This is a genomic window from Rhodoferax sp. BAB1 (genome assembly GCF_013334205.1).
Lineage (GTDB): Bacteria > Pseudomonadota > Gammaproteobacteria > Burkholderiales > Burkholderiaceae_C > Hylemonella.
In genome coordinates this window covers 2,051,608-2,067,473 of the sequence record NZ_CP054424.1, presented here as the reverse complement: position 1 = coordinate 2,067,473, position 15,866 = coordinate 2,051,608, and the positions used below count along the sequence as shown (strand labels likewise).

General features: G+C 67.5%; 20 protein-coding genes. 7 read left to right on the top strand and 13 right to left on the bottom strand.

The features are described from left to right. Positions 1-91 precede the first annotated feature (91 nt). The 5 genes from HTY51_RS09935 to HTY51_RS09915 all read left to right on the top strand — a co-directional run bounded on the left by HTY51_RS09935 (position 92) and on the right by HTY51_RS09915 (position 3,922). On the top strand, positions 92-979 hold the full coding sequence (locus tag HTY51_RS09935) for a diguanylate cyclase (RefSeq protein WP_174252590.1): 888 nt from the start codon (positions 92-94) through the stop codon (positions 977-979). Between the two features lie 155 nt (positions 980-1,134). Continuing rightward, positions 1,135-1,605, top strand: a complete 471-nt coding sequence (locus tag HTY51_RS09930; RefSeq protein WP_174252589.1) for a Spy/CpxP family protein refolding chaperone — start codon at positions 1,135-1,137, stop codon at positions 1,603-1,605. Continuing rightward, the gene (locus HTY51_RS09925) at positions 1,598-1,888 is read left to right on the top strand and encodes a hypothetical protein (RefSeq protein ID WP_254606852.1); all 291 of its coding nucleotides are present in this window, start codon (positions 1,598-1,600) and stop codon (positions 1,886-1,888) included. Before HTY51_RS09930 ends, HTY51_RS09925 begins: the two co-directional genes overlap by 8 nt. Before the next feature lie 4 nt (positions 1,889-1,892). Beyond that, a complete protein-coding gene (locus HTY51_RS09920) occupies positions 1,893-2,594 on the top strand; it encodes a response regulator transcription factor (protein ID WP_174252587.1) in 702 nt (233 codons plus the stop codon). After that, positions 2,591-3,922 carry a HAMP domain-containing sensor histidine kinase gene (locus HTY51_RS09915; RefSeq protein ID WP_174252586.1) on the top strand — a complete coding sequence of 444 codons (1,332 nt, stop codon included), beginning with the start codon at positions 2,591-2,593 and terminating at the stop codon, positions 3,920-3,922. The genes HTY51_RS09920 and HTY51_RS09915 overlap by 4 nt, the downstream gene beginning before the upstream one ends. An 8-nt stretch (positions 3,923-3,930) precedes the next feature. On the opposite strand, the gene HTY51_RS09910 is transcribed toward HTY51_RS09915, so the two are convergent. Both HTY51_RS09910 and HTY51_RS09905 read right to left on the bottom strand, forming a co-directional pair. After that, positions 3,931-5,166 carry an NAD(P)/FAD-dependent oxidoreductase gene (locus HTY51_RS09910; RefSeq protein ID WP_174252585.1) on the bottom strand — a complete coding sequence of 412 codons (1,236 nt, stop codon included), beginning with the start codon at positions 5,164-5,166 and terminating at the stop codon, positions 3,931-3,933. Between the two features lie 10 nt (positions 5,167-5,176). Next, positions 5,177-6,082, bottom strand: coding sequence for a LysR family transcriptional regulator (locus HTY51_RS09905; protein ID WP_174252584.1), 906 nt, complete (start codon positions 6,080-6,082; stop codon positions 5,177-5,179). Positions 6,083-6,175: 93 nt separating this feature from the next. On the opposite strand from HTY51_RS09905, the gene HTY51_RS09900 reads away from it, so the two are divergent. Both HTY51_RS09900 and HTY51_RS09895 read left to right on the top strand, forming a co-directional pair. Beyond that, the gene (locus HTY51_RS09900; protein WP_174252583.1) at positions 6,176-6,529 is read left to right on the top strand and encodes a protocatechuate 4,5-dioxygenase subunit alpha; all 354 of its coding nucleotides are present in this window, start codon (positions 6,176-6,178) and stop codon (positions 6,527-6,529) included. Between the two features lie 21 nt (positions 6,530-6,550). Then, positions 6,551-7,402: a class III extradiol dioxygenase family protein gene (locus tag HTY51_RS09895; RefSeq protein ID WP_174252582.1), complete on the top strand. Its 852-nt coding sequence runs from the start codon at positions 6,551-6,553 to the stop codon at positions 7,400-7,402. A gap of 84 nt (positions 7,403-7,486) precedes the next feature. On the opposite strand, the gene HTY51_RS09890 is transcribed toward HTY51_RS09895, so the two are convergent. Genes HTY51_RS09890 through ribD form a run of 11 tightly spaced genes read right to left on the bottom strand, consistent with a single transcriptional unit; the run spans position 7,487 to position 15,837 of the window. Further along, the gene (locus tag HTY51_RS09890; RefSeq protein WP_174252581.1) at positions 7,487-8,338 is read right to left on the bottom strand and encodes a cell envelope integrity protein TolA; all 852 of its coding nucleotides are present in this window, start codon (positions 8,336-8,338) and stop codon (positions 7,487-7,489) included. Positions 8,339-8,348: 10 nt separating this feature from the next. Beyond that, complete coding sequence (locus tag HTY51_RS09885) at positions 8,349-8,777, bottom strand: ExbD/TolR family protein (protein WP_174252580.1); 429 nt, start codon at positions 8,775-8,777, stop codon at positions 8,349-8,351. 10 nt (positions 8,778-8,787) lie between these two features. Continuing rightward, positions 8,788-9,492: a protein TolQ gene (gene tolQ, locus HTY51_RS09880; RefSeq protein WP_174252579.1), complete on the bottom strand. Its 705-nt coding sequence runs from the start codon at positions 9,490-9,492 to the stop codon at positions 8,788-8,790. Next, on the bottom strand, positions 9,489-9,893 hold the full coding sequence (ybgC, locus tag HTY51_RS09875) for a tol-pal system-associated acyl-CoA thioesterase (RefSeq protein ID WP_174252578.1): 405 nt from the start codon (positions 9,891-9,893) through the stop codon (positions 9,489-9,491). The genes tolQ and ybgC overlap by 4 nt, the downstream gene beginning before the upstream one ends. Positions 9,894-9,900: 7 nt before the next feature. Continuing rightward, positions 9,901-11,085: a pyridoxal phosphate-dependent aminotransferase gene (locus tag HTY51_RS09870; RefSeq protein WP_174252577.1), complete on the bottom strand. Its 1,185-nt coding sequence runs from the start codon at positions 11,083-11,085 to the stop codon at positions 9,901-9,903. A 10-nt stretch (positions 11,086-11,095) separates the two neighbouring features. Next, positions 11,096-11,578: a transcription antitermination factor NusB gene (gene nusB, locus HTY51_RS09865; protein ID WP_174252576.1), complete on the bottom strand. Its 483-nt coding sequence runs from the start codon at positions 11,576-11,578 to the stop codon at positions 11,096-11,098. Continuing rightward, positions 11,575-12,051 carry a 6,7-dimethyl-8-ribityllumazine synthase gene (ribH, locus tag HTY51_RS09860; RefSeq protein WP_174252575.1) on the bottom strand — a complete coding sequence of 159 codons (477 nt, stop codon included), beginning with the start codon at positions 12,049-12,051 and terminating at the stop codon, positions 11,575-11,577. Before ribH ends, nusB begins: the two co-directional genes overlap by 4 nt. 15 nt (positions 12,052-12,066) lie before the next feature. Then, positions 12,067-13,197 (bottom strand): bifunctional 3,4-dihydroxy-2-butanone-4-phosphate synthase/GTP cyclohydrolase II, encoded by a 1,131-nt coding sequence (gene ribBA / locus HTY51_RS09855; RefSeq protein ID WP_174252574.1) that lies wholly within the window; start codon positions 13,195-13,197, stop codon positions 12,067-12,069. A gap of 58 nt (positions 13,198-13,255) precedes the next feature. Then, positions 13,256-14,047, bottom strand: a complete 792-nt coding sequence (locus HTY51_RS09850; RefSeq protein ID WP_174252573.1) for a transporter — start codon at positions 14,045-14,047, stop codon at positions 13,256-13,258. Between the two features lie 23 nt (positions 14,048-14,070). After that, positions 14,071-14,712, bottom strand: a complete 642-nt coding sequence (locus tag HTY51_RS09845; RefSeq protein WP_174252572.1) for a riboflavin synthase — start codon at positions 14,710-14,712, stop codon at positions 14,071-14,073. A gap of 24 nt (positions 14,713-14,736) precedes the next feature. Next, on the bottom strand, positions 14,737-15,837 hold the full coding sequence (ribD, locus tag HTY51_RS09840; protein WP_174252571.1) for a bifunctional diaminohydroxyphosphoribosylaminopyrimidine deaminase/5-amino-6-(5-phosphoribosylamino)uracil reductase RibD: 1,101 nt from the start codon (positions 15,835-15,837) through the stop codon (positions 14,737-14,739). Between the last annotated feature and the right edge of the window lie 29 nt (positions 15,838-15,866).

The window sequence follows — 15,866 nt, the reverse complement described above, 5'->3', positions numbered from 1 at the left end:
GGCGGCGGTTTCCCGGCTGGTCTGGCCGGGGGGGCTTCCAGGTCCACAGGGCGCTGGTTAAGATGTTCAGGACATACCGTCAATTTCCCGCATGATCCAGTCCACCCCGCCGCATTTCGAAAGCCTGCTCACCGGCATCGACCAGGGGCTGCAGGCCCATCTGGCCTGGAACCAGCGGCTCATGCGCTGTGCCTTGCTGCACGAGGGGCCCGGTGAGGACATGATGCAGCCCGACGCGCACCGGCGCTGCATCTTCGGCAAGTGGTTTCTCACGGAGCAATCCACGCTCGCCGGTTTCGACGCAGCTGCCACCGCCGAACTGGAGCGCCAGCACCAGGCCATGCACGATGCGGTGCGTGCGCTGTGTTCCCGGTCGTCGCAGGGCCAACCGGCCAATGAACAGGACTTCAAGGCCTACGAGGCCGGACAGACGGCCATGGTGGCCAGCCTGAATGCATTGCGCCAGAAGGTGGCCGAGTCGGTGCTGCAGCACGACGCGCTGACCGGCCTGCCCTTGCGGCATGGCCTGCACTACGCCTTTGACCTGCGCCAGCGCGACGCGGCGCGCAACGGGCTGCCGCTGTACCTGGCCATGGTGGACGTGGACCATTTCAAGAGCGTCAACGATACCTGGGGCCACCCGGTGGGCGACCTGGCCCTGCAGCACCTGGCACGGCTGATGGGCTCCTGCCTGCGCGAGAACGACGTGCTGATCCGCTTCGGGGGCGAGGAGTTTCTGCTGCTCCTGCTGGGCAACGGCGCCGAGGCGGTGGTGCGGCGCCTGCTGGACCTGGTGCGCACGACGCCCATGCCCATGCAGGATGCCTGGCCCCTGCGCATGACGGTGACGGCCGGCCTGACGCTGGTGGCGGCGGGCGACACGCTGGAGTCGGCCTTGACCCGCGCCGACCATGCCTTGCTGGAAGGCAAGTTGCACGGGCGCGACCGCTGCGTCATCGCCCAGGCGCCGGGCGGCTGAGCCGCCCCTGCCGAAGATGGGCCTGCAGCGCGTGCGTCGTCGGCTTGCACGCTGAAACAAAACGAAATAAACCGCGACCTCCCTGCAACCTTCCGCCGCGGACCTGCCGGCACCATGACGGTCATGTTCAACAACGCCCCGACAAGGAGCCCGTCATGAAACCCTGGATCAAACGCAGCCTGATTGCACTCACTTCCGCCACCGTCGTGATCGGCGGCCTCACCGCCTGCGGTTCGCGCGGCGACCATGCCCGCGGCTGGAGCGACGAACGCGTCACCGAGATGCGCGGCAAGGCGGTGGAGAAGATCAGCGACAAGCTGGAACTCAACGCCGGGCAGAAGGCCAAGCTGGAAGCACTGGCCGACGAGATGGTGGCCTCGCGCAAGGCGATGCGCGGCGAGTCGGTCGACGTACGCACGGATCTGCAGGCGCTGATCGCCGCCGACAAGTTCGACCGCAGCAAGGCCCAGCAGATGCTGGACCAGAAGACCCGGGCCCTGCAGGGCTCCGGGCCGAAGATCCTGGCCGCCTTCGGTGACTTCTACGACAGCCTGAACCCCGAACAGCAGAAGCAGGTGCGCGAGAAGCTGGAGCGCCGCGGCCATGGCTGGTGGGGCCGTGGCTGACACCATCCAGGCGATCGCCCGGCAGGGCCGCCCGCACACGGCAGCCCTGCTGGCCGACGCCGAGGACCCGCACGCCGAGTTGCTGGCCCTGTTCTGGGGGCCGCGCTTCGACCGGGAGCACGCGCTGGCCCTGTGGGCGCGGTTCTCCCGGCGCCAACCGGTGCAAGCTGTTCCCATGTTGCCCGAGCTGCTGTCCGTGGGCGAACGCTTCGACGCCCTGGAGCGGACCGAGAAGGACCGGCTGCGCCGCCTGATCGTCCGCCACCGGGCTCTGTCAGAATGAAACGATGAGCCGCATCCTGCTGATCGACGACGACGAGAACCTGGGGCCGCCGCTGGCCACCTACTTCCTGCGCTTCGAGTTGCAGCTGGTGCACGCCACCCGGCCCAGCGCCGGGCTGGCGCTGTTGCGGGCCGGGGGCTTCGATGCGGCGATTCTTGACGTCATGCTGCCCGAGATGGACGGCTTCGAACTCTGCCGCACCATCCGCAAGGAGAGCGACATTCCGATCGTCATGCTGACCGCGCGTGGCGAGGTGATGGACCGGGTGGTGGGCCTGGAGCTGGGGGCGGACGACTATCTGCCCAAGCCTTTCGAGCCGCGCGAGCTGGTGGCCCGTCTCCAGACCGTGCTGCGCCGGCGCAAGCCCAACGGCAACGGGCACGCCGCCGTACCCGGCGCCGCGTCCACGCTGAAGTTCGAGGGGCTGGAAGTCGACGTCGCGCGCCGCGCCGTGCGCCGCTCGGGGCAGGAGGTCGAGCTGACCGGTACCGAGTACGAACTGCTGTTGATGCTGGCACGTGAGCCGGGCCGCGTGTTCAGCCGCGACGACATCCTCAACCAGCTGCGCGGCCACGAGGCCGATCTCTATACCCGCGCAGTCGACATCGTGGTCAGCCGCCTGCGCAAGAAGCTGGAGCCGCTGGACTGCATCAAGACCCTGCGCAACGCGGGTTACTCGCTGGCGCTGGGGCGGGAGGGCGAATGAGCCAGCGCAAGCCATCGGCCTGGCGTCGCGCCAGGCACCGCGTCGCCCATTCGATCAAGCTGCGCATGGTGCTGGTGTTCCTGGCGCTGGCGCTGGCGCTGACCTTCGTGTTCATCACAGGCGCGCAGAAGGCCTTCACCATGGGCTGGCGCGAGGCGGCGCGGCCCATCCTGATGGACTACGTGGACCGTCTTGCCACAGAAGTGACCGCCAGCGGGCCGACGCCCAGCGTGGAACGCGCCAGGGCCATCACCGAGCGCCTGCCGCTGACCGTGCGCATCGAGGGGCCGCTCATCCACTGGGCTTCGCACCCCGATGCCGGTCCATCGAACAAGGAGTGGGGCGGCGGCAAGGACTGGCCCTCCCTTCTGCACCGCCAGACCGCTGACGGACACCGTATCGAGTTCGGCATCAACGGCGAGGCATTCGAGCGCAAGCCGCGCCTGATCGGCTACGCGCTGGGCGCCCTGCTGGCGCTCACCTTGCTGGCCTGGCTGTACGTGCGCCGCCTGCTCAAGCCGCTGGACGCCATCGGCGAAGGCGCGCGGCGTTTCGGCCGGGGTGACTTCAGCCAGCCGATTCCCGAGCGCTGTCTCCACGGTCCGGACGAACTGGGTGAGCTCGCACTGACCATCAACACCATGGGCCAGGACATCCACCAGATGCTCGAGGCCAAGCGCGCCCTGCTGCTGGCGATCAGCCACGAGCTGCGCAGCCCGATCACCCGCGCGCGGCTGAACACCGAACTGCTGCCGGAGACCGACGCGATCCGCCCGCAGCGCGAGGCGCTGCTGCGCGACCTGCAGAGCATGAGCGCGCTGATCAGCGACCTGCTGGAGAGCGAGCGCCTGTCGGGCAAGCACGTGGCCCTGCAGCGCGCGCCGACCGACGTAGCGGCGCTGGCGCGGGAGGTGGTGGGCGAACTGCAGGTTTCCCATGCGGGCGCGGCGCGCGTGACGGTGTCGGCGCCCGTTGGCATGCGGCCGGTGTCGGTGGATGCCTCGCGCGTGCGCCTGCTCTTGCGCAACCTGGTCGACAATGCGCTGCGACATGGTGGCGAGGCTGCCGTGGCGCCCGTGGTCACGCTGTCGGCAGGCGATGATGGACTGAGCATCGAAGTGCGCGACCATGGCCCCGGCGTGCCCGAGGAACAGCTGTCGCAACTGGCGCAGGCTTTCTACCGGCCCGACAGCGCCCGCACCCGCAGCGCCGGCGGTGTGGGCCTGGGCCTGTATCTGTGCCGGCTGATGGCACAGGCGCACGGCGGCACGTTCGCGGTGCGCAACGCGCAGCCGGGCCTGGCCGTGACGGTGACCTTGCCCGCCTGAGATCGACTTCAGCCGGGTAGCAGGCTGTTCAGATCAAACGTCACATCTCCCGCCTGCTGCGGTGTCGGCGAGATGCCCGCATCCATGAGCTTGCGTACCAGCAGGTGCTCCTTGGGATGGTTGACGTTGTCGATGGCGATCAGCTTGTCGCCCTGGTAGTGGAAGAGGCTGAAGCTGGCGCTGGCCATGTCGCCGCGCAGCACGTGCTGGTCGGCGCCTGCGGACAGGCCGGCCATCTGCAGCTTCTTGTCGTACTGGTCGCTCCAGAACCAGGGTGTGGCGGTGAAGGGGCGCTCCTGGCCCAGCAGGGCGGAGGCGGCGCTTTTGCCCAGCTCGGTGGCGTTCTGCACGGACTCCAGGCGGATGAGGCTGCCGTCGGGCAGACGTCGTGCGGTGCAGTCGCCGGCGGCGACGATGCTCGGGTCGCTGGTGCGGCCGCAGGCGTCCACCACGATGCCGCGATCACATTCGAGCCCGGCGGCGCGGGCCAGCTCATCGTTGGCGTTCACGCCTATGCCCACCAGCACCAGGCCGGCGGGGTAAACGGTGCCGTCATTCAAACGCACGCCGGTCACGTTGTTGCTCGTGTCGTGTTGGATGGCGGCGATCTGCGCGCCCAGCAGCAGCTGCACACCGTGGCTGCGGTGCAGTTCGGCATACCAGTCCGAGAGCAGGGGCTGCAGCACGCGGCCCAGCAGGCGCGGCGCGGCTTCCAGCACGGTGACGGCCAGGCCCTTTTTGCGTGCGGTGGCCGCCACTTCCAGGCCGATGAAGCCGCCGCCGATGACGACCAGGGGCAGGTTCTTTTCCAGGCAGACGGCCATGCGTTGGGCAATGGCGTCGGCGTCGTCGCGCGTGCGCAGGGCCAGCACGCCTTGCGCCGTGCTGCCGGGTAACGGCAGCGTGCGCGGTGTGGCGCCGGTGGCCAGCAGCAGGCCGCCATAGGGCAGGGTGCTGCCGTCGGCCAGTGTCACGGTCTTGGCGGCGCGGTTGATGGCGGTGACCTTGGTGCCGGTGCGCAGTTCGATGGTTTTGCCCGCCAGCATCTCGGGCGTGCGCATGGGCAGCCGTGAGGCGTCCATTTCGCCGGCCAGCCAGGCCTTGGAGAGCGGGGGGCGGTGGTAGGGGCCATGGGGTTCGTCGCCCAGGATGGTGAGGGGGCCGGTGTAGCCGGCGGTGCGCAGGGCTTCGGCGGCCATGATGGCGGCCTGGCCGGCGCCGATGATGAGGATGGGGGCGTTCATGCCCGCCATCTTAGTGGGCCAGCGCGGGCGCCACCACGGCCTCCAGCTGCGCGCGCAGCCAGCGGTGGGCGGCGTCCTGCTGGTAGCGCGCATGCCAGATGGCGTACATGGGCATGGTGGGGCAGGTGACCGGGGGAGCGCAGCTGGCCAGGCCCGTGAAGGTCTGGCGCACCAGCAGGCCGGGCACGGTGGCCAGCAGCGGCGTGCCGCGCAGAAAGGCGGGCAGGGCGCTGAAGGTGGGCACCATGACCGTGAAGCGCCGCTGCAGGCCCTTGGCCGCCAGGTGCTGGTCCAGGTCCAGGCTGCGGCGGGGTTCGTAGACCACGGTGGCGTGGTCGGCGGCCAGGTAGTCGGCCTCGTCACGCGGGGCGGCGCGCACCGAGGTGTCGTAGAAGACCCGGTACTGGTCTTCGAACAGGCGCTTTTGCACGATGTCTGCCCCGTCGGGCGGGCGTGGGCTGATGACGAGCTGGCACTCGTCGTTGCGCAGCATGTCCAGCCGCGGGATGGCCGAGGGGATGATGCGCAGCGCCACGCCCGGGGCGCTCAGGCGCAGGCGCGCGGCCAGGGCGGGCAGCAGCAGGTCACGCTGGAAGTCGTTGGCGGCGATGGTGAAGGTGGTCAAGCAGCGGGCGGGGTCGAAGTCGCCGCTGTGGGCGAAATGCTGCAGCTGGCGCAGCAGGCTGCGGGCCTCAGCGGCCAGTTCCTCGGCCCGGGCCGTGGCCACGATGCCGCGCCCGCTTTTGACGAAAAGCGGGTCGCCGGTGATGGTGCGCAGCTTGTCCAGCAGGTGGCTCACGGCGGACTGGGTCACGCCCAGGCGCTGGGCTGCGCCGGTGACCGAACCGGCCTCCACCACGGCCAGCAAAAGCCGCAGCAAATGGCCATCCAGATCCAAATGATCGAATTTGCTCATGAGTCATATCTTGATCCATGTATTTATCTTGGTCAATGGCTGCTGAATACTGGCCCCATACCGTTTTGACCCCCGTCAACCCAGGAGACCTGAATGAGCAGCTGCAGCCCAGAAAAGCCGATTCCCGGCACCACCCTGTTTGACGCGAATCAAGCCCGCAAGGGCTACGCGCTCAACAAGATGTGTTTTTCCTTCAACTCGGAGGAGAACCGCAAGGCCTTCGTGGCCGACGAAGAGGGCTATATGCGCAAGTACGGCCTGAACGAGCAGCAGGCCGCCGCCATCCGCGCGCGCAATGTGCTGCAGCTGATCGCGGCGGGCGGCAACGCCTACTACCTGGCCAAGTTCGCCGGGATCTTCAAGCTGGACATGCAGGACATCGGCGCGCAGCAGACCGGCATGACGAAAGAAGCCTTCCGGGCCAAGCTGGTCGCGGCCGGTCAGTAAGAAACCTCAGGAGAAACAGACATGGCAAAACTCATCGGTGGCCTCGGCACCTCGCACATACCCGCCATCGGCGGCGCCATCCACAAGGGCATCCAGCAGGAGCCCTACTGGAAACCCTTCTTCGACGGCTTTCCCCCCATTCGTGAATGGCTGGCGAAGAACAAGCCCGACGTGGTGGTGATGTTCTACAACGACCACGGCCTGAACTTCTTCCTGGACAAGATGCCTACCTTCGCCGTGGGCGCCGCGCCCGAGTACAACAACGCCGACGAGGGCTGGGGCATCCCCACGCTGCCGCCCTTCAAGGGCGAGCTGGACCTGTCCTGGCACCTCATCAACACCCTGGTGGAGAAGGAGTTCGACGTGGTGACCTGCCAGGAGATGCTGGTGGACCATGCCTGCACGCTGCCGCTCAAGCTCTTCTGGCCCGAGGGGGATTGCCCGGTGACGGTGGTGCCGGTCTGCATCAACACCGTGCAGTTCCCGCTGCCCAGTGCCAAACGCTGTTATGCCCTGGGCAAGGCCGTGGGCGAGGCCATCAAGTCCTGGGACAGCAGCAAGAAGGTTGCGGTGATCGCCTCCGGCGGCCTGAGCCACCAGCTTGACGGCGAGCGCGCCGGTTTCATCAACAAGGCTTTCGACCTGCAGTTCCTCGACAGCCTGGTCTCCAACCCCGAGTGGGCCACGCAGTTCAGCGTGCATGAGCTGGTGGAGAAGACTGGCACGCAGGGCGTGGAGCTGCTGATGTGGCTGGCCATGCGCGGCGCATTGGCTGCGGCCGGCGGCTCCAGCGTGCGCCGGGTCACGGGCAACTACCACATCCCGATTTCCAATACGGCTACTGCTGCGCTGGCGCTGGAGACGGTGGACTGAGCCGTAGCGATTGAGTGTCACCTCGTGCCGTCGAATGACGGCTTGTGCGCCCCGGCAGACTGCGGGGCGTTTTTTATTCCGGCCTCAGTCTTTCGGGCGGAAGATGATGGTCATGGGCGATGGCACCACGCCCTCTTCGTTGCGCGGCAGCGTATCGGTTTTGTCGATGGCCTTGAGCACCGCCTCGTCCCAGCTGGGGACGCCGCTGCTCTTGAGCAGCTTGCGCCCGACGATGGTGCCGTCGGGTGAGGTGCGCACTTCCACCTCGGCGCTGGGATTGGTGGCCAGTTCATTGGGGAAGACGATGTTGGGCTTGATGCGCGCGCGGATGCGGCCCGCGTAGCTGGACGAGATACCGGAAGACTTCTGGGCCGTGCCGGTGGCGTTGGGCGCGCCCGTGGCGCCGGCCAGGCCGGCCATGCGCTTGAGGTTTTCCTGGCGCAGTTTTTCCCTTTGCTCGGTTTCCTTCTGCTCCTTGAGCCTGGCCTGTTTTTCTTCGAGTTCTTTGCGCTTCTTTTCCTCGGCCAGCTTTTTCTCGCGCTCCAGCTTCTCGCGTTCCTGTTTTTCGCGGGCGAGCTTCTCCCGTTCCAGCCGCGCCTGTTCCAGTTTTTCCTTGGCCTGGCGCTCCTTCTCGCGGGCCAGGGCGATGTCGGCCTCGCTCTGGCGCGGCTCCTCGACCTTGGGCGGTGGTGGCGGAGGCGTGGGCTCCGGGGCCGGCTCGGGTTCCGGCTCGACCAGTCTGGGGGCGGCCTGCTGCGGCACGGCGGACCAGAGTTCGGCCTCGACGGAGAGGCTGGTGTCGCTGCTGCGCCAGTTCACGCCCCAGGTCAATGCGGCCGCCAGCAGGCCGTGGATGAGCAGGGCCAGGCCGTAGGCGCGCAGCAGGCCCTGGCGGGGCTGGGGCGTATCGAATTCAAAGCGGCTGGCGGTGTGCATGGCCCTGGTGTCAATTCACCATCTGCACCGACAGGCCCACGCGTTGCACACCGGCACGCTGCAGCGTGTCCATGACCCTGACCACGGTCTCGTACTTGACGCTCTTGTCGGCGCTGATGACCACGGCGCTGCTGGCATCCTTGCCAGCGGCGGACTGCACGCGCTTGACGTTGGCGGCCAGTTCGCCGAGCTTGATGCGGGTGCTGTTGTCCTGCGTCCGGAGGGTAAGGGCCTCGTCCTTGCCGACGATGATCTCGATCACCTGGTCGGGCTTGCGCGCGGCCTTGCCCACGCTGGGCAGGTCCACCACGCTGGGAGTGATGAGCGGGGCCGTGACCATGAAGATGATGAGCAGCACCAGCATCACGTCGATGAAGGGCACCATATTGATTTCGTTGATGGTGCGCCGTCCGCGCCCGCGACTGACCATGGTGGGCATGATGCGGTCCTCAGAAGGTGGAGGCCTGCGCCGCAGCCGGCTGCGCGCCGATGTTGCGCTGCAGGATGTTGGAGAACTCCTCGATGAAGGTCTCCAGCATGATGGCCACGCGGTCGATCTCGCGGGCGAAGCGGTTGTAGGCCACCACGGCGGGGATGGCGGCAAACAGGCCGATGGCCGTGGCCACCAGGGCCTCGGCGATGCCGGGCGCCACGGTGGCCAGCGTCACCTGCTGCAAGGAGGCCAGGCCCGTGAAGGCGTGCATGATGCCCCAGACCGTGCCGAACAGGCCCACATAGGGCGAGACCGAGCCGACCGAAGCCAGGAAGGAGAGATTGGTTTCCACCACGTCCATCTCGCGCTGGAAGTTGGCGCGCATGGCGCGGCGTGCGCCGTCGAGCAGGGTGCCGGCATCGGTGATGCGGCGCTCGCGCAGCTTCTGGTATTCGCGCAGGCCGCTGACGAAGATGCGTTCCATCGGGCCGCTGGCATGGCCCTTCTGGGCCGCCGTGGCGTAGAGGGTGTTGAGGTTGGCGCCGGACCAGAAGTCGCGCTCGAATTTCTCATTGAGTTCGCGCACGCGCCGCAGCGAGAACAGCTTGCTGAAGATGGCGGCCCAGCTGGTGATGGACACCAGCACCAGCAGCAGCATGACGGCCTGCACGACCCAGCTCGCGTGCAGGACCAGTTGGATGATGGAAAGGTCTTGGCTCATTGAAGTGTTTCCAGAATGCTGCCGGGAATTCTTTCAGGTTTCATGCTCGCTGCGGACACCCAGCCGATGCGGATGCGGCCTTCGCACAACAGTTCAGGCTCGCCTCCCGTCTTGCGCCAAGCCTGTTGCGCAATTGTGAGGGATGCGCGGCCGCTTTCCTGCAGCCGGGCTGTAACCAATAGTTCGTCGTCCAGGCGGGCCGGGCGGTGGTATTTGACGGCGGTTTCGCTGACCACGAACATGCCGCCGGTCTGCTCGCGCAGGGCCTGCTGGCCGATGCCCAGCGAGCGCAGCCACTCGGTGCGCGCGCGCTCGAAGAACTTGAGGTAGTTGGCGTAGAACACGATGCCGCCGGCATCGGTGTCTTCCCAGTAGATGCGGATCGGCAGTTCGTAAGGCATACGATTTTTAGCGTAGAAGTTTTTGCAGCCGCTCCACCGCGGCCTGCAGCTGGGGCAGGGCGCTGGCAGTGGAGAAACGGATGTACTTGTGGGTCTCGGCCGTACCGAAGTCGCGCCCCGGCGTGACGGCCACATGGGCCTGCTGCATGAGGGCGAAGCTCAACTCCCAGCTGTCCTTCACCCCCAGCTTCTGGCAAGCCTGTGTGCAGTCGGCCCAGGCGTAGAAGGCGCCGTCGGGCATCACGGGCACTTTCAGACCGAGTTCGTTCAGGGCCGGGATGAAGAAGTCGCGCCGGGCCTTGAACTCGGCACGGCGGCGTTCGTATTCGGCCAGGCTCTCGGCCTCGAAGCAGGCCAGCGCGGCGTGCTGCGCGATGGTGCTGGGGCAGATGTAGAGGTTCTGCGCCAGGCGCTCGACCACGGGCACCAGTTCCTCGGGCAGCACCAGCCAGCCCAGGCGCCAGCCCGTCATGCTGAAGTACTTGGAGAAGCTGTTGATGCTGATGATGTTGTCGTCGATCGCCAGCGCGCTGTGGCCAAAACGTTCTTCGTAGCTCAGGCCCAGATAGATCTCGTCGACCAGGGTGATGCCGTCGTGTTCTTTCACCACTGCATGGATGCGGCGCAACTCGGCCGGGTCTATCGAGGTGCCGGTGGGGTTGGAAGGCGAGGCCAGCAGCACACCGCGCGTGCGCGGCCCCCAGGCGGCGCGCACCTTGTCGGCACTGAGCTGGAAGCGTTCTGCCGGGCCGCAAGGTATGAGCCGGGCTGTGCCTTCGGCGGCGCTCACGAAATGCCGGTTGCAGGGGTAGCTCGGGTCCGGCATCAGGATCTCGTCACCGGCCTCGATCAGGGCCAGGCAGGCCAGCTGCAGGGCGGCCGAGGCGCCGGCCGTGACCACGATGCGGCTGGCCGGTACCTGCAGCCCGAAGCGCTGCGCATACCAGGCACTGATGCGCTCGCGCAGCGCAGGCAGGCCGGTGGCGTCGGTGTACTGGCTGCGACCGGCACGCACGGCGCGTTCGGCGGCTTCCTGCACCAGCGGCGGGGCGGTGAAGTCGGGCTCGCCGATGTTCAGGAAGATCATGGGCGCGCTGCCCTGGGCGGCTTCGCGCGCCAGGGCCGAGGCGGCCTTGGCCACCTCCATCACGTAGAAGGGCTCGATCTTCTGCGCGCGGGCCGCGATTTTCATGCGCGCCGTGTCAAGCCCGGGTCTTGCCGGCCGCGCGGTCGGCGGCGACCTCGGGCGCGCGCAGGGTGGGCGCCAGGCCGTTGAGCACGCCATTGACGTACTTGTGACCATCGGTGCCGCCAAAGGATTTGGCCAGCTCGATGCATTCGTTGAGCACCACGCGCCAGGGCACGTCCAGGCAGTGCTGCATCTCGTAGGCGCCGATCCACATGACGGCGTGTTCGATGGGCGAGAGTTCGGCCAGCTTGCGGTCCAGCAGCGGGGTGATCAGGCGGTCCAGCGCGTCGGCCTGGGCCACGCAACCGTGCAGCAGGGCGTCGTAGTGCGCGGCGTCGGCCTTGGAGAAGCCGGAGAGGTCGCGGGTGAAGAGGTCGATGTCGCTGGTCTCGTTGCGGCCGACCAGGTGCTGGTACAGGGCCTGCAGCGCGAACTCGCGGGCGCGGCTGCGGCCGGACTTGGTGGCCGACTTGCGCGGGGCGGTGGGCGTGTTCATTCGATGTCTTCCATCAGGTTGGCCATTTCCACGGCCACGCGGGCGGCGTCGCGGCCCTTGTCGGTCTGGCGGGCGATGGCCTGCTCCATGGTTTCCACGGTCAGGATGGCGTTGGCGATGGGCAGCTGGTAGTCCAGCGCGACGCGGGTGACGCCGGCGCCCGACTCGTTGGCCACCAGTTCGAAGTGGTAGGTCTCGCCGCGGATGATGCAGCCCAGCGCGATCAGCGCGTCGTAGCTGTTCTTCTCGGCCAGGGTCTGCAGGGCCAGCGGCACTTCCAGCGCGCCCGGCACCATGACGTGGTCGATGTTCTTGGTCTGGACACCCAGTGCGGCCAGCTCGGCGCGGCAGGCGACGGCCAGGGCATTGGTGACGCTTTCGTTGAAACGGGCCTGCACGATGGCGATGGCCAGCTTGCGGCCGTCCAAGCGTGCGTCGGTGGGTTCGAGATTGCCTTTGTCGGCGCCAAACATGGTGGGTTCCTTGGTTTATTTTTGAAAATAGCCGGTGACTTCGAGTCCGTAGCCGACCATGCTGGGCAGCCGGCGAGGGTTGCCCATGAGGTTCATCTTGTGCACGCCACAGTCGCGCAGGATCTGCGCGCCCACGCCGTAGGTGCGCAGGTCCATGCGGCCGCGCTCGGGCGCGTGGCTGGCGCGCGCCGTGCCTTCGAACTGGGCCAGCAGCTGGTTGGCACTCTCGCCGCAGTTCAGCAGCACCACGACGCCACGGCCCTCTGCGGCGATGCGCGTGAGGCAAGCATCCAGGCTCCAGGAGTGCATGGCGCGGCCGACTTCGAGTGCGTCCAGCACCGAGAGCGGTTCGTGCACACGGGCCGGCACCGTGTCTTGCGGTCCCCACTGGCCGCGCACCAGGGCCAGGTGCAGGCCCTGGCTGGGCTTGTCGCGGTAGGCATGGGCGGTGAAGTCGCCGAAGGCGGTCTGGATGGGGCGGCTGCCGATCTTCTCGATCAGCGATTCGTGGCGGCTGCGATGTTCGATCAGGTCGGCGATGGTGCCGATCTTCAGGCCGTGTTCCGCAGCAAAGGCCTGGAGGTCGGGCAGGCGGGCCATGGTGCCGTCGTCCTTCATGATCTCGCAGATCACGGCGGCCGGCGTGCAGCCGGCCATGGCGGACAGGTCGCAGCCGGCTTCAGTATGGCCGGCGCGCATGAGCACGCCGCCGTCCACCGCCTGCAGCGGGAAGATGTGGCCGGGCTGCACCAGGTCTTCGGGTTTGGCGGTTGGGGCCACGGCGGCCTGCACGGTGCGGGCGCGGTCGGCCGCCGAGATGCCGGTGGTGACACCGCTGGCCGCTTCGATGGAGACCGTGAAGGCGGTGCTGTAGACGGTGCCGTTGCGCGCAGCCATGGGTGGCAGGCGCAGGTAGTCGCAGCGCTCGCGCGTGAGCGTCAGGCAGATCAGGCCGCGGCCGAAGCGGGCCATGAAGTTGATGGCTTCCGGCGTGACGTGGTCGGCCGCCAGCACCAGGTCACCTTCGTTCTCGCGGTCTTCCTCGTCCACCAGGATGACCATGCGACCGGCGCGCATCTCGGCCACGATGTCTTCGACCGGGGAAATCGGGACAGCCGCGGGTTGGCTGGAAGAGGTGGTTTTCATGGTGTCGGTTTCAGGCGCCGGTTTGTCGGGGAAGGGGCAAGGACAGTGTGATGGCGCTTCACCACAGGCGCGCGCTCAGTAGCGAGACGCCGAAGAAGGCGCTCCAGTCCGGCGTGGCGGCGGTGAGGCCGCGCGCCATGCCGAAGTCCAGCACCACGCGCTTGCTCATGTTGTAGGTGCCGCCCAGCATGTACTGGCGGGTGGTATCGCCCCCAGTGTTGCGGGTGCCGCTGAGTTCGCCGAAAACGCCCCAGCTGTCGTTCAGCGGACGCGACAGTGAGGTGGCCCAGCCGTACTGCATGCGCTCCTGGCCGGGGTCGACGGCACCCAGCCGGGTGGCACCGGCATTGACGTCCAGCCGGTTGCCCAGGGCGTCCAGGCTGTAGATCAGCGTCAGCAGGTAATCGGTCCGGCCGCTGCCCAGATTTTCCGAGGCAGTGGGCGACTTGGCGCCGGCTTCCACGCCCCAGGCGCCGTTCTGGCCGGGATCGCCGCCGATCAGGTGCTTGACGATCAGCGTGGTATCGCCGGTGCCGCTGTAGCGATTGTTGTCCAGGTCGGTGCTGCGCAGGCCGAGTTCCGTGCCCAGCAGCACGCCCCAGTGCTCGCTGAAGGCCAGCTTGGCGGTGACGGGCAGGCTGTCGCGTCGGCGGTCGCTGCCACCCTGTTGCCGCTGCCAGCCGGCTTCCAGTTCCAGCCAGCCCGGTGCGGGAAGTTCGGCCGGATTGGCCACGGTCGGCCGGTAGGGCGTGACGCTGGGTTCCTGGCCCTGGGCCCGGGCGATCGGAGCGGTGGCAACCAAGGCTGCGACCAGCAGGGGCAGTGCAAGGGCGTAAGTGGAGGTGGTCATGTTTTTCTTGAGGGGTCTGGTGATCAGGGCCGGGGTGATGTGCCGGGTCCGGTCGCGCCCAGCATACGCTCCACGTAGCGGGCGACCGTATCGATTTCGAGGTTGACGCCCGAGCCGGCCTTGAGCGTGCCCAGGCTGGTATTCTGGACGGTGTGCGGGATCAGGTTGATGCTGATCTCACACCCGCTCGCGTTGTCGCTCACCCGGTTGACGGTCAGGCTTACGCCGTTGACGGTGATGGAGCCCTTGTAGGCCAGGTACTTCGCGAGTTCGGCCGGAGCCTGGATGCGCAACTCCCAGCTTTCGCCGACTTGGGCAAAAAGACTGACGGTACCGACACCGTCCACATGGCCGGACACGATGTGGCCGCCCAGGCGATCGCCGGCGCGCAGGGCTTTTTCCAGGTTGACCCGCGCGTCCAGGGCCAGGCCGGTGGTGCGGGCCAGCGATTCGGCCGAGATGTCGATGGTGAACTGCTGGAGGGGCAGGTCCAGGCTGGTGACCGTCATGCAGGCGCCATTGAGGGCGATGCTGTCACCCAGGCCGACGTCGTCAAGATACGCGGGCGGGCAGGTTATCGCGAGGCGCTTGCCGTGCTGTAAAGAGCTTCCCAGGTCGTGGCTGGCGACGATGCGCCCCACGCCGGTGATGATTCCGGTGAACATCCCGCTATTTTCGCAGGTAATCCCCTAAAAACTGTCGCGTCCGGGAATTCGGGCCAACAAACGCAGGTCGGGGCCGATCAGGGTGGTGTCGCGGAATTCGAGTGCCACGGCCTGCGCCAGCGCCGTGAAGGGCCCGATGTTGACCATGCCCTGGCCCGCCCCCAGCAGCTTGGGCGCGAGATAGACCAGGAATTCGTCCACCAGGCCTTCGCGCACCAGGGATCCGTTGAGCTTGTGGCCGGCTTCCACATGCACTTCGTTAATTTCGCGCCTGGCCAGGTCCTGCAACATGGCCGCCAGATCGACCTTGTTTTCCGTGCCGGGCTGGCGGCCCGGGCAATGGATCACCGTAGCGCCCTTGGCTTGCAGGGCGGTTTTTTTCGCCTCGTTTATCACGGCTGCATAAATAAAGAGTTGGCGCCCGGGGATGAACAGCTTGGCGTCCAGCGGCGTGTCCAGCCGGCTGTCCACCACCACCAGCTGTGGCTGGCGCGGCGTTTCGACCAGGCGCACGTCCAGCCGCGGATCGTCTTCCAGCACGGTGCCGATACCGGTCAGCACGGCGCAGGCCCGGGCCCGCCAGGCGTGGCCGTCGGTCCGGGCCGCCTCCGAGGTGATCCACTGGCTGGTGCCATTCTCCAGTGCGGTCTGGCCGTCCAGCGAGGCGGCGATCTTCATGCGCACCCAGGGGGTCTGGCGAACCATACGGTTGAAGAAGCCGATGTTGAGTTCGCGTGACTCGGCCGCACCCGGGCCGATCTCGACCTCGATGCCGGCTGCCCGCAGGCGCGCGAAACCCTGGCCGGCCACCTTGGGGTTGGGGTCCTGGATCGATGCGACGACCCTGGCGATGCCGGCGGCCACCAGCGCGTCACAACAGGGCCCGGTGCGGCCCTGGTGGGCGCAGGGCTCCAGCGTGACGTAGGCGGTGGCGCCTCGGACGGCGTGGCCCTTGGCGGCGGCGTCCTGCAGCGCCACGATCTCCGCATGCGGCCCGCCGGCGCGCTGGGTGTGGCCCTGGCCCAGCAGCTGGCCATCGGCGGCCACGATGACGCAGCCCACGCGCGGGTTGGGGGAGGTCAGGCGCAGGGCCTGGGTGGCGAGCGCAAGCGCACGGTCCATCATGGTTGGGAATGTGTGAAAAAGTAACGCGC